19 protein-coding genes are annotated in these 22,916 nt (G+C 71.8%); 8 read left to right on the forward strand and 11 right to left on the reverse strand.

The window, feature by feature from the left end:
* Positions 1–23: 23 nt before the first annotated feature.
* Complete coding sequence (gene yczR, locus OG259_RS21760; RefSeq protein WP_328943783.1) at positions 24–1,529, reverse strand: aminotransferase-like domain-containing protein; 1,506 nt, start codon at positions 1,527–1,529, stop codon at positions 24–26.
* A 63-nt stretch (positions 1,530–1,592) separates the two neighbouring features.
* Between yczR and OG259_RS21765 the strand changes: the two genes are divergently transcribed.
* A complete protein-coding gene (locus OG259_RS21765; protein WP_328943784.1) occupies positions 1,593–2,795 on the forward strand; it encodes a trans-sulfuration enzyme family protein in 1,203 nt (400 codons plus the stop codon).
* 12 nt (positions 2,796–2,807) lie between these two features.
* On the opposite strand, the gene OG259_RS21770 is transcribed toward OG259_RS21765, so the two are convergent.
* Genes OG259_RS21770 through OG259_RS21780 form a run of 3 tightly spaced genes read right to left on the reverse strand, consistent with a single transcriptional unit; the run spans position 2,808 to position 5,577 of the window.
* A complete protein-coding gene (locus OG259_RS21770; protein ID WP_328943785.1) occupies positions 2,808–3,299 on the reverse strand; it encodes an LURP-one-related/scramblase family protein in 492 nt (163 codons plus the stop codon).
* 32 nt (positions 3,300–3,331) lie between these two features.
* Positions 3,332–4,081: a bestrophin-like domain gene (locus OG259_RS21775; RefSeq protein ID WP_328943786.1), complete on the reverse strand. Its 750-nt coding sequence runs from the start codon at positions 4,079–4,081 to the stop codon at positions 3,332–3,334.
* A gap of 2 nt (positions 4,082–4,083) precedes the next feature.
* Positions 4,084–5,577 carry a DUF7507 domain-containing protein gene (locus OG259_RS21780; protein WP_328943787.1) on the reverse strand — a complete coding sequence of 498 codons (1,494 nt, stop codon included), beginning with the start codon at positions 5,575–5,577 and terminating at the stop codon, positions 4,084–4,086.
* Positions 5,578–5,676: 99 nt separating this feature from the next.
* Here OG259_RS21780 and OG259_RS21785 point away from each other — a divergent pair, with 99 nt between their 5' ends.
* Positions 5,677–7,479: an NHL domain-containing thioredoxin family protein gene (locus OG259_RS21785; protein ID WP_328943788.1), complete on the forward strand. Its 1,803-nt coding sequence runs from the start codon at positions 5,677–5,679 to the stop codon at positions 7,477–7,479.
* Between the two features lie 56 nt (positions 7,480–7,535).
* On the opposite strand, the gene OG259_RS21790 is transcribed toward OG259_RS21785, so the two are convergent.
* On the reverse strand, positions 7,536–7,880 hold the full coding sequence (locus OG259_RS21790; RefSeq protein ID WP_328943789.1) for a hypothetical protein: 345 nt from the start codon (positions 7,878–7,880) through the stop codon (positions 7,536–7,538).
* Positions 7,881–7,944: 64 nt separating this feature from the next.
* A complete protein-coding gene (locus OG259_RS21795) occupies positions 7,945–9,252 on the reverse strand; it encodes a M18 family aminopeptidase (protein WP_328943790.1) in 1,308 nt (435 codons plus the stop codon).
* An 86-nt stretch (positions 9,253–9,338) separates the two neighbouring features.
* On the opposite strand from OG259_RS21795, the gene OG259_RS21800 reads away from it, so the two are divergent.
* Positions 9,339–9,890 carry a YciI family protein gene (locus OG259_RS21800; protein ID WP_328943791.1) on the forward strand — a complete coding sequence of 184 codons (552 nt, stop codon included), beginning with the start codon at positions 9,339–9,341 and terminating at the stop codon, positions 9,888–9,890.
* Positions 9,891–9,999: 109 nt separating this feature from the next.
* Here the strand turns inward: OG259_RS21800 and OG259_RS21805 are convergent, their stop codons facing one another.
* Complete coding sequence (locus OG259_RS21805) at positions 10,000–11,829, reverse strand: acyl-CoA dehydrogenase (RefSeq protein WP_328943792.1); 1,830 nt, start codon at positions 11,827–11,829, stop codon at positions 10,000–10,002.
* A 259-nt stretch (positions 11,830–12,088) separates the two neighbouring features.
* Here OG259_RS21805 and OG259_RS21810 point away from each other — a divergent pair, with 259 nt between their 5' ends.
* The 3 genes from OG259_RS21810 to OG259_RS21820 all read left to right on the forward strand — a co-directional run bounded on the left by OG259_RS21810 (position 12,089) and on the right by OG259_RS21820 (position 15,027).
* On the forward strand, positions 12,089–12,580 hold the full coding sequence (locus OG259_RS21810; protein WP_266893878.1) for an SseB family protein: 492 nt from the start codon (positions 12,089–12,091) through the stop codon (positions 12,578–12,580).
* A gap of 119 nt (positions 12,581–12,699) precedes the next feature.
* Entirely contained in the window at positions 12,700–13,662 is a 963-nt protein-coding gene (locus OG259_RS21815; RefSeq protein WP_328943793.1) for a pirin family protein, read from the forward strand.
* Between the two features lie 276 nt (positions 13,663–13,938).
* The gene (locus tag OG259_RS21820; RefSeq protein WP_328943794.1) at positions 13,939–15,027 is read left to right on the forward strand and encodes an AI-2E family transporter; all 1,089 of its coding nucleotides are present in this window, start codon (positions 13,939–13,941) and stop codon (positions 15,025–15,027) included.
* A 14-nt stretch (positions 15,028–15,041) separates the two neighbouring features.
* On the opposite strand, the gene OG259_RS21825 is transcribed toward OG259_RS21820, so the two are convergent.
* Together OG259_RS21825 and OG259_RS21830 are read right to left on the reverse strand one after the other, a co-directional pair.
* The gene (locus OG259_RS21825; protein ID WP_328943795.1) at positions 15,042–15,857 is read right to left on the reverse strand and encodes an MBL fold metallo-hydrolase; all 816 of its coding nucleotides are present in this window, start codon (positions 15,855–15,857) and stop codon (positions 15,042–15,044) included.
* 222 nt (positions 15,858–16,079) lie between these two features.
* On the reverse strand, positions 16,080–18,194 hold the full coding sequence (locus tag OG259_RS21830; protein ID WP_328943796.1) for a SpoIIE family protein phosphatase: 2,115 nt from the start codon (positions 18,192–18,194) through the stop codon (positions 16,080–16,082).
* 170 nt (positions 18,195–18,364) lie between these two features.
* Between OG259_RS21830 and aspS the strand changes: the two genes are divergently transcribed.
* Positions 18,365–20,191 carry an aspartate--tRNA ligase gene (gene aspS / locus OG259_RS21835; protein ID WP_328943797.1) on the forward strand — a complete coding sequence of 609 codons (1,827 nt, stop codon included), beginning with the start codon at positions 18,365–18,367 and terminating at the stop codon, positions 20,189–20,191.
* A 55-nt stretch (positions 20,192–20,246) separates the two neighbouring features.
* Here aspS and OG259_RS21840 read toward each other — a convergent pair whose 3' ends face one another.
* Positions 20,247–20,855 (reverse strand): helix-turn-helix domain-containing protein, encoded by a 609-nt coding sequence (locus OG259_RS21840; RefSeq protein ID WP_328943798.1) that lies wholly within the window; start codon positions 20,853–20,855, stop codon positions 20,247–20,249.
* Positions 20,856–20,942: 87 nt separating this feature from the next.
* Here OG259_RS21840 and OG259_RS21845 point away from each other — a divergent pair, with 87 nt between their 5' ends.
* The gene (locus OG259_RS21845) at positions 20,943–21,797 is read left to right on the forward strand and encodes an MBL fold metallo-hydrolase (RefSeq protein ID WP_328943799.1); all 855 of its coding nucleotides are present in this window, start codon (positions 20,943–20,945) and stop codon (positions 21,795–21,797) included.
* Here OG259_RS21845 and OG259_RS21850 read toward each other — a convergent pair.
* A complete protein-coding gene (locus tag OG259_RS21850) occupies positions 21,761–22,666 on the reverse strand; it encodes a helix-turn-helix domain-containing protein (RefSeq protein ID WP_328943800.1) in 906 nt (301 codons plus the stop codon). The genes OG259_RS21845 and OG259_RS21850 overlap by 37 nt on opposite strands.
* Positions 22,667–22,916: the final 250 nt, after the last annotated feature.

Genomic DNA, 22,916 nt, shown 5'->3' on the forward strand with positions numbered 1-22,916 from the left:
AAGGCTGGATTCCACCTGTCCGCTCAGACCGTGATGCCCCGCAGCGACGCCGACACGGGTTCCGGTCCCGGGACCGGCGCGTACTCCGCCCAGGCCGCCGCCAGCCTCCCTACCGCCTCCGTGAGCACGTCGGGCGGCAGCAGGAAGTGCAGACGCAGATGCCGGACGCTGCCGCCGAGGGCGTCGGTGGTCGCACCCGGCAGGACGGCCACACCGTGCCGGAGGGCGACCTGGGCGAAGGAGACGCCGTCGCCGTGGGGGAGCCGCACCCAGAGGGTCTGGCCGCCGGTCGCCGGGGCACAGGACCAGGAGGGGAGACGGCGGGCGAGCTCGGCGCGGAGGTGGGCGTGACCCGCGCGCAGGGTGCGGAGCCGGGCGGCCCGTACGGGAGCGAAGTCGTCGAGCAGACGGGCCGCGACCAGCTGGGACGGCACGTCGCAGCCCAGGTCGTGCAGGGCCTTCAGCCGGCCGAGGCGGGCGATCAGGGGCGCCGGGCCGCGCACCCAGCCGATCCGCAGCCCGCCCCACACGACCTTGCTGAGCGAACCGACCCCGATGACGTCGCCGTACGCGGAGAGCGCCGGGGGTTCCGGTGCGGTGTCGAAGGCCAGGTCGCCGAGGACCTCGTCGTCCACGAGCGGCACCCCCAGGGCGTTCGCCGCCTCCACCAGGCGGCGTCCGGCGAGCGGCGGAAGCACCGTCCCCGTCGGGTTCTGGAACCGGGCCACCACATAGGCCAGGGCGGGACGGTGGCGTTCCATCACCCGTACCGCCTCCGCCACGTCGAGCCCGTCCGGACCGACCGCGACCGGCAGGGGCCTCGCCGCGGCCTCCCGGAACAGGTCCAGCGCCCCCGGATACGTCGGCGCCTCCACCAGCACCCCGTCCCCCGGCGCCAGCAGCAGCCGGGCGAGCAGCGAAAGCCCCTGCTGCGCACCGGTGGTGACCAGGATCTGCCCGGGCCCGGTCGGCACCCCCCGCGCCGCGTACCGCGCCGCCACCGCCTCCCGCAGCACCCCCAGACCGGCCGGGTGGTAGCCGAGGTCGCCGCCCGGCAGGACGAGCGAGCGGTACGCCTCCGCCAGCTCGGGCGGGGGCTCCACCGGGGCCGCGCAGCTCAGCAGGATCACGTCGTCCGGCGCCTCCAGGAGGTGCAGGAACAGCGGGTTCGACGTCTCCGTCACGCGCGCCCCCTCGGTCGCCTCCGGTGCGAGCGCGGCCCGCGCGACCCGGGTGCCGCTGCCCTGCCGCCGGACCAGCCGCCCCTCCTGGCGCAGGGTGTCGTACGCCGCGACCACCGTCGTACGGCCCACGGCAAGGGCCTTCGCGAGCCGCCGGTCGGGCGGCAGGAGCGCGCCCGGGGGCAGCGCGCCCTCGTCGACGAGGCGGCGCAGCCGGGCCGCGAGCAGCAGATAGAGGGGCCCACGGCCGGCGGACCAGCGACCGAGCCGCGAGACGAGGCCGTCGAGCGTCTCGGGGACCTCGCGGGTGTCCGGTGACGCGTCCGGGGACCGGTCGATTGGTTTCATCGCCGAACCAATCTGCCGGGATTGGCCCTGGGAAGGCAAACGGCCTGTCCACAGACTGAGTTCATGAGCCTCACGTCGTCCTCCTCGGCCTCCCCCCGTCCCGAGACCCTCACGGTCCACCCGCCCCACGTCGAGATCACCGGCAGCCGGCCGCTCGGCGTCCCCCTCCACCAGGGACACGTCTTCGCCTTCGACTCGGCCGACGCCCTCGCCACCGCCTTCACCTCCACCGAGGCCTTCCTCTACAACCGCCACGGCAACCCCACCGTCCGCACCCTGGAGGACGCCGTCGCCCGCCTCGAAGGCGGCACCGCCGGCATCTCCTTCGCCTCCGGCATGGGCGCCGTGAACGCCGTCCTCTTCGGCCTGCTCGCCAGCGGCGGTCACGTCATCGCCCAGACCTGCCTGTACGGCGGTACGTACGGGGTGCTCACCGACCTCGCCACCCGCTGGGGCGTCGACGTCACGTACGTCTCCGGCACGGACCCGGAGGAGGTGCGGGCGGCCCTGCGCCCCGAGACCCGGCTCCTCTACCTGGAGACCATCGCCAACCCGACGACCCGCGTCTCCGACGTGCCCGCGCTCGCCGCCGTGGCCGCCGAGGCCGGGGTCCCGGTCGCCGTCGACAACACCTTCGCCTCGCCGCTCCTCTTCCGGCCGCTGGACCACGGCGCCGACATCGTCGTCCACTCCGCGACCAAGTACCTGGCCGGGCACGCGGACGTCCTCGGCGGCGTCGCCGTCTTCAAGGACGCCGAGCTGTACGAACGCATCCGCCACCACTCGGTCGAACAGGGCGCCTCCACCGACCCGTTCGCCGCCTGGCTCACCCTCCGCGGCATCCAGACGCTGTCCCTGCGCATGGAGCGCCAGTGCGCGAGCGCCGCCGACCTGGCGGCCCGGCTCGCCGCGCACCCGGCGGTCGCGGCCGTACGGCACCCCTCCCTGGACAGCCACCCGGACCGGGAGATCGCCGCGCGCCTGCTGCCCGACGGCGGCGGCGGGGTGATCTCCGTCGACCTCGCGGGCGGCCGGGACGCGGGCCGCACCTTCGTCGAGGCGGTCCGCGTCGCCTCCCTCAGCGTCTCCCTCGGCGATGTGAAGACCCTGGTGATGCACCCGGCCTCCACGTCCCACCACCAGCTCGACGCGGCGGCCCTGGAGGCGGCCGGGATCGGCCCCGGCACGGTCAGGATCTCGACCGGCATCGAGCACGTCGAGGACCTGTGGACGGACCTGGAGCAGGCATTGGACAAGGCCCTCTAGGCGTCCGCCGCGTCAGTCCTCCCGCTCCCGCTCGGCCATCCGGATCACGCAGACCGCCACCGCGACGAGCAGTGCGGCGTCCGCGTCCTCGCGGACCACGTTCACCGCGTACGTCTCGCGGACGTGGAACCACCGGCGGGAGATGTGGGCCAGGAGTTCGCCCTCGTACTCGACGGTGAACTCCCGGTCCAGGATCCGGCCGCTGACGTCGAGTTCTGTGCCCTCGACGAGCGTCACCCGGTAGTGGTTGCGCAGCAGCGAGAGCCGCTTGCGGCGGACGGTCGCCAGCGGCCGATCGTCGCGCTCGATGGTCATCGCATCCCGCAGGCTGAACATCTTCTGCCGCAGGGTGATCAGGACCTGCCCGTCGGGGTCCTTCAGCTCCAGGGTGTCGCGCAGGCGCAGGGCCTTGCCGTCGACGAGGAAGGCGTGGCGGCCCTGCTCGTCCTCGATCCAGTAGTCGTCGCCGATCGCGAAGATCTTGTCCCGTACGAGATATTTCACGCCGCCATGCCTGCCCGCACGACCGGTGCTTCTCACCCGAAGTAGCGGGTGAACGCGTCCGGGGTCGCCCCCAGCGTCGTGCCGAACGGCGAGTCGAGCTGATGGATCAGCAGCACGGTGAACGCGATGAAGCCGGAGAGGCCCATCACCATCACCACATGGGTCGTGCTCCTCCTGATCCCGAAGAGGAACATGAACGCCAGCGTCAGCGCGCCCCCGATGAGCAGCCCCGTCCACAGCACGGGGGAGAGCCGCTCCTGCGCCGCCGCCTCCCGGCCGCGCCGCGCGTCGTCGATGTAGCTCAGCTGGGCGAGCACCTCCTGGGCGGCGATCTGCTGGGGCACCTTCGCGGAGTCGCTCACCTCGCCGGCCTGCCGCAGCTGTTCGAGCAGGCGCCAGCCGGTCGGGTCGAGCGGCCCGCGCGCCTCCATCACCGGCCACTCGACGTCGACGACATGACGCGCGTACGTCTTGGCCGCGTCGCGCACCGGCTGCCGACGGTCGGCGGGAAGCGCGTCGGCGAGCAGATACATCTGGTGCAGGGCGCTCGCCTCGACCTGTACGTGGTCGGCGGCGGAGGAGCGGGTCTCCCAGACCGAGACCAGACAGAGGCCGAGGACGACGGCGTAGAGCACCGAGACCATCATGGCGATGTACTCGGCGACGTCCTCCCGGGGCTCCTCGTCCTCGTGGACGGGGAAGAGCCTGGTCTTGGCGAAGACGGCGAGGGCGGCGACGAACGCGACGCCGAGGACCACGACGAACGTTTCGAGCAGGGCCACGGTCAGCTTCTCCGGTTGCCGAGAAGGGCGGCCGCGACGGCCGCCGGGATCAGGATCAGCAGCAGCATCGCCACCACCCCGAACTCGCTCGCCTCCCGCCCCCGGCGCCGCAGCCGCCCGAGGAACCCTTCGTCGCCGAGGGCGACGGCACGGCGGGCGGCGGCGGGGCCGGTGGGGCCGGCGAGGTCGGTGGCCGCTGTGGCTGCCGTGTCCGTTGTGGCGGGGGCGAGGGGCTGGGCCGGGGGGACGGCCGGCGGTGGCACGGCTGCCGGGGGCAAGACGTCGGGGAGTACGGCCTCCGGGGGTACGGCCGCGGCACCGGCGGCTCCGGGGACCGGAACCCCGGCCCCCGGGACGGGAACAGCGGGCACCCCGGCGGCCCCGGGCGCAGGAAGGCCGCCGACCCCAGGCGCGCCTACGGCCCCGGGCGCACCAGCCACCTCAGGGGCGCCGGCCACCCCGGGCGCGCCGGCCACCCCGGGCGCGCCAGCCGCTCCAGGTGCACCAGCCGCCCCAGCTGCGCTCGGCGCCCCGCCGCTCCCCCTCCCCCGTACGGGATCCGCCGTCCGTACCGGACCCGCCGTCCGTACGGGATCCGCTGTCCGTCCGGATTCCGCTGCCCGTACGGGATCGACCACCGTGAACACGGCCGACGACCGGGCCACGAGCGTCGGCGCCGGTACCCGCTCCCCGCCGGGCCCGTACGTGGAGACCCGGTCGCTCCCGGAGGCGAGCCCCGTGCTCCGGTGGGTGCCGGGGGGCCGCCGCACCGTGGCCGTGCAGCGGGCGGAGGCGCCGGGGGCGAGCCGGGGCACGGTTCCGGGCCGCCCGGCGCAGTCCACGGAGCCGGCGCGCAGGCCGAGGGCGGTGTCCTCGACGCGTACGGCGTGGAGGGGCCGGTCGCCCCGGTTGGTGACGGTGTACGTGACGGTGGCGGTGTACGTGACGGTGGCGGTGTCCGTGACGCCGACCGAGCGCCGGCCGGGAGGCGGCCCGACGGTGACCCGCTCGGTGAGGCCGAGGCCGCCCGCGACCCCGGTGTACCCGGCGCGGGCGGTCGCGGTCAGCCGCCGCCCGAGCGAGGGGACGGAGCCCTCCGCGCGGGCGGTCCCCCGGTGCGCCCCGGGCGCGGCGCGGAACCTGGCGACGCACTCCAGCTCCCCGAGCGCGGGAAGCGGCCGCCCGGGGCATCGCACGGCCCCGCCGGGCACGGCCGGGTCGACGACCTCGACCCCGTACAGATGCGCCTCGCTGCGGTTGACCAGCCGGTACCGCTTCACGACCGGCCCGCCGACCCGGACGTCGGGCGGCCGGGTCCCGGTGTTCCCGCGCCCGTTCACCGTCACGGTGACCCGTAAGGCCCCGTCCCCGACCCCACCGGCCCGAGCGACGGTCGCGGGCAGGGCGAGGCAGGGCAGCGCGCACAGCAACGCCAGGAGCCCGCTCCTGACCCGCCGGAGGGAATGGTCAGATGATCCGATCAAGCGCTCCGCCATGCCCGTCATGCTGACCAAGGCCCCGCCCCCACCCCGCCCCGGACACGCACCCCGGCCCCACCCGACCCACGATTTCCACCCGTACGGCACCCTTGACCCATGAACGACTCCGCGCCCGCGACCCCGCCCCGCCGTGCCCGTGTCCGTGCCCCCGAGCTGATCGGCAAGGGTGGCTGGCTGAACACGGGCGGGGACGATCTGACCCTCGCCGACCTGCGAGGAAAGATCGTTCTGCTCGACTTCTGGACGTTCTGCTGCGTGAACTGCCTGCACGTGCTCGACGAGCTGCGCGACCTGGAGGAGAAGCACCGCGACACGCTCGTCATCGTCGGCGTGCACTCGCCGAAGTTCGTGCACGAGGCCGAGCACCAGGCCGTCGTCGACGCCGTCGAGCGGTACGAGGTGCACCACCCCGTACTGGACGACCCGGAGCTCGCGACCTGGAAGCAGTACGCCGTCCGCGCGTGGCCGACGCTCGTCGTGATCGACCCCGAGGGGTACGTCGTCGCCCAGCACGCCGGTGAGGGGCACGCCAACGCCATCCGGACCCTCGTCGAGGAGCTGGAGGCCGAGCACGAGGCCAAGGGGACGCTGCGGCGCGGCGACGGACCCTACGTGGCGCCCGAGCCCGTCGCGACCGACCTGCGCTTCCCGGGCAAGGCCATCCTGCTGCCGTCCGGGAACTTCCTGGTCTCCGACACCACCCGCCACCAGCTCGTCGAGCTCGCCGCCGACGGCGAGACCGTGGTGCGCCGCATCGGCGAAGGCGTCTTCCGGGAGCCGCAGGGCCTCGCGCAGCTCCCCGACGGCAAGGTCGTCGTCGCCGACACCGTGAACCACGCCCTGCGCGTCCTCGACCCCGAGACCGGCGCGATCGAGCGGGTCGCCGGCACCGGGAAGCAGTGGTGGCAGGGCTCCCCGACCTCCGGGCCCGCCCTGGACGTCGACCTGTCCTCGCCGTGGGACGTCGCCTGGTGGCAGGGCAAGGTGTGGATCGCCATGGCGGGCGTCCACCAGCTGTGGACGTACGACCCGGCCACGAACACCGTCGAGGTCGCGGCCGGCACCACCAACGAGGGTCTCGTGGACGGCCCCGCGGCCGAGGCCTGGTTCGCGCAGCCCTCCGGGCTCGCCGCCACCGAGGACCGGCTGTGGATCGCCGACTCCGAGACCAGTGCCGTGCGCTGGATCGAGCCGGCGGCCGACGGATACACCGTGCACACGGCGGTCGGCACGGGCCTCTTCGACTTCGGCCACCGCGACGGCGCCGCCGGCCAGGCCCTCCTCCAGCACCCGCTGGGCGTGACGGCCCTCCCGGACGGCTCGGTCGCGATCTCCGACACGTACAACCACGCCCTGCGCCGCTACGACCCGGCGTCCGGCGAGGTGACGACGCTCGCCACGGACCTGCGTGAGCCCAGCGACGCGGTCCTCGTCGACGGCGACATCGTGGTCGTGGAGTCCGCCCGGCACCGGCTGACCCGGCTGCGCCTCCCCGAGGAGGCCGTCCAGGTCGAGGCCGTCGCCCACCGCACCCGCCGCGAGGCCACCGAGGTCGCCCCGGGCCGCCTCCGCCTGGACGTGGTCTTCCAGGCCCCGACGGGCCAGAAGCTCGACGAGCGCTACGGCCCCTCGACCCGCCTCCTGGTCTCCTCCACCCCGCCGGAACTCCTCCTCGCGGGCGAGGGCACGGGCACGGACCTGTTCCGTGAGCTCGACCTGAACCCGGAGCTCACGGAGGGCGTCCTGCACGTCTCGGCGATGGCCGCGTCCTGCGACGACGACCCGGCGAACGAGTACCCGGCCTGCCACGTCCACCAGCAGGACTGGGGCGTCCCGGTGAAGATCACGGAGACGGGCACGGCCCGCCTCCCCCTGATCCTCGCGGGCATGGACGCCTAGGGGGTGTCCGGCGGATCAGGGTCGGACAGGCCTTTACCGCGGTAAAGAGTCCAGCCCTAACGCACGAGTCCCTGGTTCCTGGACGGGCGCCCCGCGGCCCCGTCCAGGCACCCGGCGACCCATGCCGCCGGATCGTGCACGGCCCGGTCGCCGCCCATCCCCTGCCGCTCCATGAGCGCGCACTCCCCGGCGAGCAGCGCCTTGGTGCGCGAGCCGTCCACGTCGTACCCGCGGATGCGGGAGGCCTGGACGAAGCCCCCCTCGTACGCGATGTCCGTCCCCCACGGGGGCCGCTCGTTGAACGTACTGATCAGAAACGCCGTCGCCGCCGTGGCGAGCACGACGGCGACGGTGAGACCTACGGCGAACTTTCCCCGCGAGGGGCCCTCATGACGATGCATGAGGCAGAGGCTGCCAAGCGGGGCCTTTCGCGGATGTTTCGCGGCCGGTGGTGTTTCCCGGCGCTCAGCCCTCCAGGAAGGCGACCAGGGCGTTGGCGAGGAGGTACGGGTCGTCCGAGCCGCAGAGTTCACGGGCGCTGTGCATGGAGAGGATCGCCACGCCGATGTCGACGGTCTTGATGCCGTGGCGGGCGGCGGTGATCGGGCCGATCGTCGTGCCGCACGGCATGTCGTTGTTGGAGACGAACGACTGCCAGGGCACGCCCGCCTTCTCACAGGCGGCGGCGAAGACCGCGCGGCCGCTGCCGTCGGTGGCGTACCGCTGGTTGACGTTCACCTTGAGGATCGGGCCGCCGTTGACGCGCGGGTGGTGCGTCGGGTCGTGGCGCTCCGCGTAGTTCGGGTGGACGGCGTGGCCGGTGTCGGAGGAGAGGCAGACGGTGCCGGCGAAGGCCCGCGCCCGGTCCTCGTAGGAGCCGCCGCGCGCGTACACCGAGCGCTCCAGGACGTTCCCGAGGAGCGGGCCCTGGGCGCCGGTGTCGGCCTCGGAGCCGTTCTCCTCGTGGTCGAAGGCGGCGAGGACCGGGATGTACGGGAGGTCGTCGCGGCCCGCGAGGGAGGCGAGCGCGGCGACGGCGGCGTGGACGGAGAGCAGGTTGTCCATGCGCGGGCCGGCCAGCAGCTCGCGGTCGCGGCCCAGGTAGGCGGGCGCCTCGACGGCGTGCACCATCAGGTCCCAGCCGCTCACGTCCTCGGCGTCGACCCCGGCCTCGGCGGCGACGAAGGAGATCAGGTCGCCCTCGTGGACCTCGCCGATGCCCCAGATGGGCTGCATGTGGCGCTGGCGCTCCAGCTTGAGGCCGTCGTTGACGCCCCGGTCGAGGTGGACGGCGAGCTGCGGGACCCGCAGCAGCGGCCGGTCCACATCGACCAGGTGGTGGCTGCCGTCGCGGAGGGTGAGACGCCCGGCGAGGCCGAGGTCGCGGTCGAGCCAGGTGTTGAGGAGGGTGCCGCCGTAGATCTCGACCGCGACCTGCCGCCAGCCGTGCGCGCCCATGTCGGGCTGCGGCTTGACGCGCAGGTTGGGGGAGTCGGTGTGGGCGCCGACGATCCGGTACGGGGTGTGGGCGGAGGCGCCCTCCGGCACGTACCAGGCGATGATCGCGCCGCCGCGGACGACGTACTTCCCGCCGGTCGTACCGTCCCAGGCCGCCGTCTCCTCGACCCTGCGGAAGCCGGCCTTCTCAAGCCGCTCGGCGGCGCTCGCGACCGCGTGGTACGGCGAGGGCGAGGCCATCAGGAAGGCCATGAGGTCGTCGGTGTGTCCGCGGTCGAATGCGCCGGCGGTCGGACGGGAAGCTGCGCTGCTCATGGGTTCACCTTACGCAGGGACCGGAATACGAATACGCGTGCCCGCAATTCGCTCGCCCGGTCGGTCCGGCAGGGAGATCCTTGGGCATGGAATTCCTCTGTTACCACCGTGACCGGCCCGGATCCCTGCCCCTGCGCGAGGAACTGCTCGAAGCGCACTGGTCCTACATGGACGGGTTCGCGAAGGAGATGATCGCCCGCGGCCCGACGTTCGCCGAGGACGGCGAGACGCTCAGCGGCAGCGTGCACATCCTCGATCTGCCCGATGCGGCCGCAGCCCGCGCGTTCGCCTTCGACGAGCCCAACTACCAGGCCGGTGCCTACCGGGACGTGATGGTGCGCCGGTGGCGCAACACGCTCGGGCGCACCATGTGGGACTTCCCCGGCGGCCGCGACGGCGGCAACCGGTTCCTGGTGCTCGGTCTCGGTACGGGACCCGCCGCCGACCTCGACGTGCCGCCCGGCCGGGACGAGCTGATCGCCTACGGGCCGCTGCTCTCGGACGACGGCGCCCACTGGCTGGGCACGGCGGCGCTCGTCCGGGCGCCGGACCCGGACGCGGCCCGCGCGGTCCTGACCGCGGAGGCGTACGCGGCCGTCGAGGTCCACGACTGGCAGTTCGGCGGCCGGCCCTCGTAGGGACGACGCTGCTCGTGGAGCGGCCGCGGAAAGGAGAACGGCCGCGGAAAGGAGAACGGCCCGCCCCCCTCCCCGGGGACGGGCCGTCGTCTGTGTGGGCGAGGGCGTCCTAGAACGCGGCCTCGTCCAGGTCCATCAGCGAGCCGTCGACGGCCTCAGCGAGGGCGCGCTCGGCGCTCACGCCCGGCAGGACGTTGGCGGCGAAGAACTTCGCGGCCGCGATCTTGCCCTGGTAGAAAGCGACGTCCTTGCCCGTGGCGCCCGCGGCCAGCTTCTCGGCGGCGACAGCGGCACCGCGCAGGAGCAGGTAGCCGACGACGACGTCGCCGGAGGCGAGCAGCAGGCGGGTGGTGTTGAGGCCGACCTTGTAGATGTTCTTGACGTCCTCGCCGGTGGCGGTGAGGTCGGTGATCATCGTGCCGACGATGCTCTCCAGGTCGACGGCCGCCTTGGCGAGCGAGTCGCGGGCGCCGGCCAGGTCCTCGCCGCCGGTGCCGACCGCGAGGAACTTCTTGATCTCCTCGGACAGCGCGTTCAGGGCCGCGCCCTGATCGCGGACGATCTTGCGGAAGAAGAAGTCCTGGCCCTGGATGGCCGTGGTGCCCTCGTAGAGGGTGTCGATCTTGGCGTCCCGGATGTACTGCTCGATCGGGTACTCCTGCAGGAAGCCGGAGCCGCCGAAGGTCTGGAGCGACTGCGCGAGCTGCTCGTAGCCCTTCTCGGAGCCGTAGCCCTTGACGATCGGGAGCAGCAGGTCGTTCAGGCCGTGCAGCGCCTTGACGTCCTCGCCGGCCGCTTCCTTGATCGCGATCTCGTCCTGCACGGAGGCCGTGTAGAGGACGAGGGAGCGCATGCCCTCGGCGTACGCCTTCTGCGTCATCAGCGAGCGGCGGACGTCGGGGTGGTGCGTGATGGTGACCTTGGGCGCGGCCTTGTCCATGAAGTTGGCCAGGTCGGTGCCCTGGACGCGCTCCTTGGCGTACTCCAGGGCGTTGAGGTAGCCCGTGGAGAGGGTGGAGATCGCCTTCGTGCCGACCATCATGCGGGCGAACTCGATGATGAGGAACATCTGGCGGATGCCGTCGTGCTTGTCGCCGATCAGCCAGCCCTTGGCGGGGTGCTGGTCGCCGAAGGTCATCTCGCACGTGTTGGAGGCCTTGAGGCCCATCTTGTGCTCGACGTTGGTGGCGTAGACGCCGTTGCGCTCGCCCAGCTCGCCGGTCTCCCAGTCGAACTCGAACTTCGGGACGAGGAAGAGGGAGAGGCCCTTGGTGCCGGGGCCGGCACCCTCGGGGCGGGCGAGGACGTAGTGGAGGATGTTCTCCTCCATGTCGTGCTCACCGGACGTGATGAAGCGCTTCACGCCCTCGATGTGCCAGGAGCCGTCCTCCTGCTGGGTGGCCTTGGTGCGGCCGGCGCCGACGTCCGAACCGGCGTCGGGCTCGGTCAGGACCATCGTGGAGCCCCAGCGGCGCTCGACGGCGATCTGCGCGACCTTCTTCTGCGCCTCGTTGCCCTCGTTGTAGAGGATGCCGGCGAAGGCCGGGCCGGAGGAGTACATCCAGATGGCCGGGTTCGAGCCGAGGAGCAGCTCCGCGTACGCCCAGATCAGGGAGCGCGGGGAGACGGTGCCGCCGATCTCCTCGGGGATGCCCAGACGCCAGTACTCGGACTCCATGAAGGCGTTGTACGACTTCTTGAAGGTGGCCGGCACGGGGGCGGTGTTGGTCTCCGGGTCGAAGACCGGCGGGTTGCGGTCGGCGTCGGCGAAGGACTCCGCGAGCTCGTTCTCGGCGAGGCGGCGGATCTCGTCGAGGATGCTCTTGGCGGTCTCGACGTCCATCTCCTCGAACGGCCCGGTGCCGTACACCTTGTCGCGGCCGAGCACCTCGAAGAGGTTGAACTCGATGTCGCGGAGATTCGACTTGTAGTGCCCCATGGCGACGGCTCCGTAAAGGCTCGGGGAGGCGGATGTCCTGAATGCGCGCGCGTCCTGCTCGTACTACCGGTGAGTAGCCCACGCTTCTCTACGATGATGCTACCCACCGGTAATAAGAGCAACCCCTATCCCGTCATCTGTGACGCGAGCCGCAGGATTCGGCACGGATTCGTCAGGTCGGTGCCGTCCGGGGCCGCCCTCCGCGTCGACCGTCCGTGGGCAGTGCTGCGACCGGCCCCGGGTCGATAGGCTGGCCCCCATGTACGGCTACGAGCAGAATCCGGGTGCCCAGCAGCAGTACGCCCCGCCGCAGCAGGGCGGTATGCAGGCCGGTATGCAGGGGGGTGTGCAGGGTGGGTACGGCCAGCAGCCGCCCCTGTATCCGGAGCCGTCCCCTCCGTCGCTCGCCGACGCCGTCCGCGCCTTCACGACCGGCACGCTCGCGCCCGAGGACTTCCAGCAGATCTTCGCGACCTCCAAGGTCTACTGCCCGCGCGGCGACAACCCCGGCTTCCTGGCGCTGCACAACACCCAGCAGCCGGTCATCCCGATGTTCACCTCGCTCAAGGAGCTGCGGCGGTACGCGGGCAAGGAGTCGAAGTACTTCGTGATCACCGGCGCCGAGGTGATCGACCTGCTGCCGACCGGGTACGGCTTCGTCCTCGACATGGAGGGCGACCACCGGATGGTCTTCGACGCGAAGGCAGTGGAGCAGATGGTCGACTTCGCGATGCGGCGGATGTACGGCTGACGCAGGCTGGTACTGGTACGTGCGGGGACGCCCGGGAGGAATTCCTTCCGGGCGTTCCGCGTTCTGGGTGGCAGGAAGTTCATCGTTCAACTAAACTGGTCGCACAAGGAGGCCCCACCATGCCCGCTGTGACTGTCGAGAACCCGCTCACCCTGCCGCGCGTCGCCGCCCCCGCCGACGCCGTCTCCCGCCCCGTCCTGGCCGTGACCACGGCTCCCTCGGGCTTCGAGGGCGAGGGCTTCCCGGTGCGCCGCGCGTTCGCCGGGATCAACTACCAGTACCTCGACCCGTTCATCATGATGGACCAGATGGGTGAGGTGGAGTACGCACCCGGAGAGCCCAAGGGCACGCCCTGGCACCCCCACCGCGGCTTCGAGACCGTCACCTACATCATCGACGGGATCTTCGACCACCAGGACTCCAACGGTGGCGGCGGCACCATCACCAACGGAGACACCCAGTGGATGACAGCAGGTAGCGGTCTGCTTCACATCGAGGCCCCGCCGGAGTCCCTCGTCGTCAGCGGCGGCCTCTTCCACGGCCTCCAGCTGTGGGTGAACCTGCCCGCCGCCGACAAGATGATGGCCCCCCGCTACCAGGACATCCGCGGCGGCCAGGTCCAGCTGCTCACCTCCCCCGACGGCGGCGCGCTGCTCCGCGTCATCGCGGGCGAGCTCGACGGCCACGACGGGCCGGGCATCACCCACACCCCGATCACGATGATCCACGCGACCCTGCGACCCGGCGCCGAGATCAGCCTGCCGTGGCGCGAGGACTTCAACGGCCTCGCGTACGTCCTCGCCGGACGCGGCACCGTCGGCGCCGAACGGCGGCCCGTCCACACGGGCCAGACCGCCGTCTTCGGCAAGGGCGGCGCGCTCACCGTCCGCGCCGACGAGCAGCAGGACGGGAACACCCCGGACCTGGAGGTCGTACTCCTCGGCGGGCAGCCGATCCGTGAGCCGATGGCCCACTACGGCCCGTTCGTCATGAACACCCAGGCCGAACTCCGCCAGGCCTTCGAGGACTTCCAGGCCGGCCGGCTCGGGACGATCCCGGCGGTGCACGGGATGGGCGAGTAGGAACGGTCGCACGCGATACGGGGCCGGGCGGCGCGCCCGGCCCCGTACGTGCGTGGGGGATGCGCGCCCCTGTACGCGCGCGTGGGCGACGCCCGACCTCCGTAGGCCCGCGTGGCGGCGCCCGGCCTCCGTATACGCGGGTGGGCGCCCGGCCCTGGCTACGCGCGCGCGGTGATTCGGGGCTGCGAGCCGCGCATGTGGGCTCGCTGACGCCCCGTCACCCGTACGGCCCGTCCGCGCGCGACGACACGCCGACGGGCGTGGTCCGGTGGTCGGGTGCAGACGTCGCCCCCGCTCCTTCCCGAACCCGCCCGCAGGGCCGCCGCCTGGTGCGTCGTCCTGCTGCTCGCCGCCGGGGTCGCCGCCGTCGGGATCTGGCTGTGCATCTTCTTCGAAACGGTCGTCACCCCCGTCCTGCTCGCCATCCTCGGCACCGCCCTCCTCGGCCCCCTCTACCGGTACCTGGTCCGGATGAAGGTGCGGAAGTCGTTCGCCGCCGCGCTCACCGTCGTCGCCGTCCTCGCGGTCGTCGGCGGAGCCACGTACATCGTCGTCGCCGCCCTCATCGAGACCGGCGACCAGATCATCACCTCGCTCCGGCAGGCCGCCACCGACATCGCCGAGCACCTCGGCCCGGCCGGGACCTCCCTCGACGACCTCGCCAAGAACGCCGAGGGCCTCCTGAAGGAGTTCGGCGGGACCGCCGCGTCCGGGGTGCTCACGGGCCTCAGCGTCGTCGGCGGGATGCTCGCCACCGCCGCCCTCGCCCTGGTGCTGATCTTCTTCTTCCTGCGGGACTCGGACCGGGCCGCCGGCGCCCTGCGCTCCTTCGCCCCCCGCGCCACCGGCGACCTCGTCGAGGCCATGGCGCGCCGCGCCTTCGAGGCCGTCGAGGGCTTCATGCGCGGGACGACCTTCGTCGCCCTCGTCGACGCCATCCTCATCGGGATCGGGCTGGTCGTCCTCGACGTCCCCGGCGCGGTGGGGCTCGCCGCGCTCGTCTTCGTCACCGCCTACATCCCGTACCTCGGCGCCTTCCTGTCCGGCGCGATCGCCGTCCTCGTCGCGCTCGCCGACCGGGGCTTCGCCATCGCGCTGTGGGTGCTCGCCATCGTCCTGGCCGTCCAGATGATCGAGGGCTATCTGCTCCAGCCGATGGTGCAGAGCCGGACCGTCCAGATGCACCCGGCCGCGGTGATGCTGGCGATCACGGCCGGGGCGTCCGTCGCGGGCATCCTGGGCATGCTGCTCGCCGTACCGCTGACGGCCGCGGCCACGGGAATCCTCAGCGAGCTGCGCACGCGGTACGCGCCGCCGGGGGCGCCCGGCGGGGAGAAGGAGGGCAAGGAGGGCAAGGAGGGCTAGGAAGGTTAGGAGGGTTAGGCGGGGGCCATGCCACCCGGCTGGAACGAGGCCAGGAGCTGTTCGAGAGCCGCCTGGTCGGGGCCGACGAACGGGTCGGTGTCCGGCACCATCGCGATCGTCTCGATCATCCGGTCCAGCATCCGCACGGCCGGCGGCAGATGCGTGCACAGCACGATCTCCGGGTCCATCTCCCGCAACGGCTCGATCGTCGCCCGGTACTTCTCGGCGTCCACGAGGTGCGCCCACGGACTGTCGATCGTCGCCCACAGCAGCTGCGCCCGCCGCAGCTCCTCCGGCTTGAGGTCGCTCGCGTGACCGCTCTCCGCGACCTCCGCGCTGGGCATGGGCCCGCCGAAGCAGTCGGAACTGAAGCAGATACGGGTGCGGTCGTCGTAGAAGCCGACGGTGGCCGGGTTGTCGAAGAGCGGCGGCCGGAAGGCGTGCAGCGAGCGGTCGCCGACGTCCAGGGACTCGCCGGGGTTGAGGAAGTACACCCGGTCCATGGGCAGGGGGCGTTCGGTGGTCATCTCCCCGGCCCCGAGGAAGGTCGTGACCACGCGCGCGTGCGGGGCCGCGTCGAGGAGGGCGAAGATCCCGCCGGTGTGGTCCCGGTCGGGGTGGGTGAGCCAGATCCACCGCACGTCGGCCGGGTCGACGACCTCGCCGAGCGACGCGACGAAGTCACGGTCGGCGAGGGAGAGGCCGGTGTCGACGACGACGGGCTCGGTGGCGGTGACGACGTACGCGTTGACGGGCATGTGCCCCATGCCGGGTGCTTCGAGGCTGTCGGCCAGAACGGTGGTGTCACTGCCGACCTTGTGGGTGTCCATGGCAAGCTCCGTGGTCCCCCCGAGGCGAGTCCCGCGACGCGGTCCCCCGGCGGCCGTACGACACCAGTCTGCGCCGCACGGGAGAGCCCCGCACACGGGAGGTCCGCGCACGCGAGAGCCTCATGCCCGCACGCGAGAGCCCCGCACACGCACGCGAGAGCCCCGCCCACGGCAGAGCCCCGCACACCGGGCCCGGCCCGCAGGGCGCGCTCCCCTGCCCCCTCAGCAGTCCTTCGCCGAGTCCGGCTCGTTCAGCTCGAACCAGATCGCCTTGCCCTCGCCGCGCGGGTCGACGCCCCACGCGTCCGCGAGCATCTCCATCAGGAGCAGGCCGCGTCCGCTCGACGCCATCTCGCCCGGGTGGCGCTTGTGCGGCAGTTCGTCGCTCGTGTCGGAGACCTCGACGCGCAGCCGCCGGGACTTCTCGCCGCACGCGACCTCGGCGACGAACAGCGCGTCGCCGTCCGTGTGCACGAGGACGTTGGTGACCATCTCGGAGACCATGAGGACCGCCGAGTCGAGCTGGTCCTCGTCCGCCCAGTCGTGCAGCAGCTGCCGCATCTGCTCGCGCGCCTCGGCGATCCGCTCCGGCTCGGCCTGGGCGATCGTCATCAGGGTGCGGCGCGGGGCCTCGGCCGGCGCCCCGCCGGGCCGGCGGGAGAGCAGCAGGACGGCGATGTCGTCCTCGCGGCGGTCGGCGAGCGGACCGGTCGTGTGGTGGGAGCCGGGGCCGTGGACGGCCTCCACGAGGGCGTCGGCGAGGTGTTCCAGATCCTCGCCGTCGTGTGACTCCAGGAGTTCCCTGACCCGATCCCAGCCCGTGTCGAGGTCATGCCCGCCGGTCTCCAGGAGGCCGTCGGTGCAGATCATCAGAGTCTCGCCGGGTTCCAGGGTGAGCCGGGTGGTGGGGTAGTCGGTGTCCGGATCGATGCCGAGGGGGAGACCGCCGGCGGTGGGCCTGAGAAGAACCGTTCCGTCGTTCATCCGGACCGCCGGGTCCGGATGCCCGGCCCGCGCGATGTCGACCGTCCCCGTCTCCAGGTCGACCTCCAGGTAGAGGCAGGTGGCGAAGCGCGGCCCGCCGTTCTCCTCCCCGTCGTCGCCGTCGGTGATCCCGTACAGGAAGCGCGAGGCGCGGGAGAGGACGGCGTCCGGCCGGTGGCCCTCGGAGGCGTACGCGCGCAGGGCGATCCGCAGCTGCCCCATCAGGCCGGCCGCGCGGACGTCGTGGCCCTGGACGTCGCCGATGACGAGCGCGATGCGTCCGGAACCGCGCCCGCCGGTGCGGGAGGTGCCGCCGGGCAGCCGGATCATGTCGTACCAGTCGCCGCCGACCTGCAGCCCGCCGCCGGTCGGCACGTACCGGGCGGCGACCTGGATGCCGGGGATGCCGGGCCCGAGGACCGGCATCATCGTCCGCTGGAGGCCGAGCGACAGCTCGCGCTCGGACTCGGCCACGCCCGCGCGTGCGAGGGCCTGGGCGAGCATCCGCGCCACCGTCGTGAGCACCGAACGCTCGTCGGGGGTGAAGGCGACCGGGTGCTTGAAGGCCGCCATCCAGGCCCCCATCGTGCGGCCGGCGACGATCAGCGGCACGAAGGCCCAGGAACGGCGCCCGAAGCGCTGCGCGAGCGGCCAGGTCATCGGGAAGCGGCGCAGGTACTCGTCGGGGGTCGGCAGATAGATCGCCCGGCCCGTCCGCGCGACCTCCGCCGCCGGATAGTCGGTGTCCAGGGACATCGACGAGAACGGCCCCTCGTCGCCCTCGCTGTGCCCGTGGTGGCCGATGACCGTCAGCCGGTCGCCCGCCACGCCGAAGACCGCGAGCCCGTCCGGCGAGAATCCGGGCATCGACAGCGAGGCCGCCACCCGCAGCACCTCGGCCGTCGACCGCGCCTCCGCGAGCGCCCGCCCGGCGTCCAGCAGGAAGGCCTCGCGGGAACGGCGCCAGTCACCCGTGATGGGCGTACGGGCGGCGGTCCCCGGCAACTGCTCGGCGACCTCCTGGAGGGTGCCGACCAGCTGGTAGTCGTTCCCCTGGATGAGCGGTTTCGACCTGCTCCGTACGGTACGGATCACCCGGCCGTGCGTGTCCATGATCCGCAGCCGCGCTTCGGCGAGCGTCCCCTCGGCGACGGCGAGGTTCACGACCCCGTCGATCTCGTTCCAGTCGACCGGGTGAAATCGCGAGCGCACGGCCGCTTCGGACAGCCGGACGGGCTCCGCGGGCAGCCCGAGCAGCCGGGCGGCCTCGGCGTCGAGCGAGACGATCCCGGACGCGTTGTCCCAGCGCCACAGGCCGGTCGCGATCGCGGCCAGGACGTCCTCGGTGCGCATTGCCCCACTTTATGAATATCGGACACCAGGTCGCCACCGAGAGTATTCGAAAAGCGATCTTGGCCCGGCCGGTACTCTGGGTGCGTCTGCCCGCGTGTCCTGTGACATCTGTGACAGGGACCACGGGCGGCGGTCCACGACCCAAGATCCCGAAGACTGGATGAACGACGATGCATCGGTACAGGTCCCACACCTGCGGCGAGCTCCGCGCCTCTGACGTCGGCACCGACGTCCGGCTGAGCGGCTGGCTGCACAATCGGCGCGACCTGGGCGGCATCCTCTTCATCGATCTGCGCGACCACTACGGCATCACGCAGCTCGTCGCCCGGCCCGGCACCGCCGCCGCCGAGGTCCTCGACAAGCTGACGAAGGAGACCGTCGTCCGCGTCGACGGCAAGGTCGTCTCGCGTGGCGCGGAGAACGTCAACCCGGAGCTCGCCACCGGCGACATCGAGATCGAGGCCGTCACGGTCGAGGTCCTGGGCGCCGCCAAGCAGATCCCCTTCACCATCAACGCCGACGACGGCGTCAACGAGGAGCGGCGCCTGGAGTACCGCTTCCTCGACCTGCGCCGCGAGCGCATGCACCGCAACATCATGCTGCGCTCCGCCGTCATCGCCTCCATCCGCTCCAAGATGGTGGCCCTCGGCTTCAACGAGATGGCGACCCCGATCCTCGCCGCGACCTCCCCCGAGGGCGCCCGCGACTTCGTCGTCCCGTCCCGCCTGAACCCGGGCAAGTTCTACGCGCTGCCGCAGGCGCCGCAGCAGTTCAAGCAGCTGCTGATGATCTCCGGCTTCGACCGGTACTTCCAGATCGCGCCCTGCTTCCGCGACGAGGACGCCCGCGCGGACCGTTCGCCGGGCGAGTTCTACCAGCTCGACGTCGAGATGAGCTTCGTCGAGCAGGAGGACGTCTTCCAGCCGATCGAGAAGCTCATGACGGAGCTCTTCGAGGAGTTCGGCGGCGGTCGCCACGTCACCTCGCCGTTCCCGCGGATCCCGTTCCGCGAGTCGATGCTGAAGTACGGCAACGACAAGCCCGACCTGCGTACGGCCCTGGAACTCGTCGACATCTCCGACGTCTTCGAGGCGTCGGAGTTCAAGGCCTTCGCGGGCAAGCACGTCCGTGCCCTGGCCGTCCCGAACACGGGCGACCAGCCGCGCAAGTTCTTCGACCAGCTCGGCGACTTCGCCGTCTCCCTCGGCGCCAAGGGCCTGGCCTGGGTGCGCGTCGGCGAGGGCAACGCCCTCACCGGCCCCATCGCCAAGTTCCTCACCGAGGAGAACGTCAAGGTCCTCACCGAGCGCCTCGGCCTGGAGCCCGGCCACGCGATCTTCTTCGGCGCGGGCGAGTTCGACGAGGTCTCCAAGATCATGGGCCCGGTCCGGGTCGAGGCCGCCAAGCGCGCCGGCCAGTTCGAGGAGAACGTCTTCCGCTTCGCGTGGATCGTCGACTTCCCGATGTACGAGAAGGACGAGGAGACCGGCAAGATCGACTTCTCGCACAACCCCTTCTCGATGCCGCAGGGCGGCCTTGAGGCCCTGGAGACCCAGGACCCGCTGGACGTCCTCGGCTGGCAGTACGACATCGTCTGCAACGGCATCGAGCTGTCCTCGGGCGCGATCCGGAACCACGAGCCCGAGATCATGTTCAAGGCCTTCGAGATCGCGGGCTACTCGCGCGAGACGGTCGAGCACGAGTTCGCGGGCATGCTCCGCGCCTTCGAGTACGGCGCCCCGCCGCACGGCGGCATCGCCCCCGGCGTCGACCGCATCGTGATGCTCCTGGCCGACGAGCCGAACATCCGCGAGACGATCGCCTTCCCGCTCAACGGCAACGCCCAGGACCTCCTGATGGGCGCCCCGACCGAGCTGGACGAGTCCCGCCTGCGCGAGCTGAACATCCAGCTCCGCAAGCCGGTCGAGAAGGCGGCCCCGAAGCCGACCGAGGACCGCCCGGTGACGGACGCGGTGCACCCGGACGCGGCGCGCTAGTCACTGACGTTCTGTCACTGAAGGGGCCCGGAACCAGCGATGGTTCCGGGCCCCTTCAGGTTCTGCGCGAGATGACCATGATGTATTCGCAGGGAGCGTTCGTCCGGTTGGCGAAGCCGTGGTCCGCGTCGGCCTGGAAGAACAGGGAGTCGCCTGCGTTCAGGGTCTCGCTGATCCCGCCGATCGCGACGGTGAGGGCGCCTTCGAGCACCACGAGTTGTTTCTCCGTACCCGCCGGATACGCGGGCAGCAGCCCGGTGGAGACCTGCGCGGGGAGGTGGTGGAAGACCATCTCGGCTCGTCCCGCTCCCGGGGCCGCTGACACGATGTGCCGCTCGAAGCCGGTTTCCGGGTCACGGAAAGCGGGGCGCTCGCTCTTGCGCATGACAACGGCCACCCCGGACGCGGCAGCAGCCGGCGCACCGACCAGGTCCGAGAGCGACACGTCGAGCGCGTGGGCGATCTTGGACGCGACGCCGATCGTCGGGCTCTTCTCGCCGCGTTCGACCTTGGACAGCATCGCCCGGCTGACCGACGACTGTGTGGACAGCTGCTCCAGCGTCAGGTCCGCCTCCTCGCGGCGTCGCCGCACGTTACGGCCGAACGCGCCGGCCAGGTCGTCACCGTGCTGTGGTCCGGCCGCGTTTTCGTCTTGCTTGGCCACCGTGCTCCTCGATCCATGGGTACCGCGCTGCCCACCAGTGTAGGTTTTCTCCGATAGGAGATTCCGATCTCCTATCGGAGATACGCGATGTGCGATGTGCGCCCGACACGACGGAGGGGTTCCATGCGTTTGATCTCAAGTGGCCGGCACCATGCCACGTTCGAATTAGGCGACCTGCAGGTGATCTCGTTGCGAGACGGGTACATCGACATGCCGCCGACACGGCTCCGCGACGAGGACGGGCGCACGCTCGACGAGCTGCCGGCCGCCGTCCCGCTGGCCGACGACAACCTGCGGCTGTCGGTCAACGCCTTCTACGTCACCGATGGCACGCGGTCGGTTCTCATCGACACCGGCGCGTCCGACGTCTGGCACGACCCCACCATGGGATTGATCTACGACGCGCTCGACGAAGCGGGAATCGACCGCGCGGATGTCACCGATGTGGCCATCACCCACCGGCACGAAGACCACGTGAGCGGCCTGATCGCGCCGGACGGCGCAGAGGCGTTCACCGAACTCGAGCGCGTGTGGATCGGCGCGGGCGACACCTCGGTGTTCACGGGGCGGCTCGAACCGATCCGTGACCGCGTCGTACCCGTGTCGGAGAAGGTCGCGATCAACGACTGGACCACCGCGATCCCGACACCGGGCCACACGCCCGGTCACACCGTCTACGAGATCAGCAGCGGCACCGACCGTCTTCTCGTCTGGGGTGACACCGTGCACGTTCCCACGCTCCAGTTCGATCAGCCGAACGTGTCCTGGGAACTCGACGGCGACCAGCCCCAGGCGCGCGCCGCGCGAGCGGCACTCCTCGAACAACTGGCCCAACCGCACCACTTCGTGGCCGGTGCCCACCTCGACTCACCCGGCATCGCCCGCGTGACCCCCTCCGGCGACGGTTATGCGCTGGAGTACCTCGCACCACCGATCGGCTGATCGAGCCTGTCGGCTGCGGGCGTACAGGTGCCGCAGGTGCCCGGTTCGGGGGCGCGGTAGGCGCGGTCGCAGGTGTCGCAGTTCTGGAGGGGGTGGCGGGTGGCCGGGTTCTCGCTCGGGGCGCGGAAGGGCGGCAGGGGCGGGAGTTGGGCCGTGAGGCGGTGGGCCAGGAGTGCGGCCGGGCGGTGCAGCGTTTCCGGGGGCAGGTCGTGGGTCAGGGCGCGGTGGACGGCCTCGGGGGTGAGATCCCGCTCCAGCCAGGCGGCGACGCCCGGGACGAGGTGTTCGGCATCCGTGGCGGAGATCAGGAGCCGGGGGTCCTCGCGGCGGAGTCCGGAGAGGACTCCGAGGGCGGTCCGGAGGAGGTCCGGGGTGGGGTACACGGGCTGCGGTACGGCGGGCAGGGCGCGGCGGCGCGGTGGTTTCTCCACGACCCGTCGGGGCCGGGGGCTCGGTTCGTCCGCGCCGTCCGTCCTGCCCGGCTGGTTGCAGGAGACCGTACGGGTGACCATGCGGCCCCCGTCGGTACGTACGCGGGTACGTCGCAGATAGCCGTGGGTTTCGAGCTCCCGGAGGGAGGCCGCGATCCGGGTCTTTCCCTCGGGGAAGCGGCCGGCGAGGCTGTCGATGTCGACCTGGGCGCCGGTCGGGAGCGACTGGATGTGCAGGGCCAGGCCGATGGCCGTCAGCGACAGGGCGTCGTGCTGGGCGAGGTGATTGCCGACCACCGTGAAGCGGGTGGTGTGACGGGTGTTGTCGTGGACGACACCGCCGCCGTAGTGCCTGCGGGCAATACGAGAGGAGGAGTGGCTTTTCCCGTCGTTACGGGACTGGGAGCGCGCGGGCACGCTAGTGTTTTGGGTACCCATCGGGAAGGGCCTACTTCCTTGGTGGTCAGGCCCTCGCCTTTGGGATTCGCGGTCCCGGCGGGGGCCGACGCATGTCAGCGGTGATGTGGTCTGTCGCGCCGAGCGTAGATCAAGCAACCCGGTCCAAAGCCAGCCGACTTGGGGTATTTCACCCGAGTGAGTGAGTCCGGCCCGAGCGGGGCGGAGGGGTGGGGCTTGGTGGGGGTTCTTTCTCTCTGTGGTCGTCCTTGAGGAGACCGTCCGCCCCACC

The sequence above is a fragment of the Streptomyces sp. NBC_00250 genome, assembly GCF_036192275.1.
Taxonomy (GTDB): domain Bacteria; phylum Actinomycetota; class Actinomycetes; order Streptomycetales; family Streptomycetaceae; genus Streptomyces.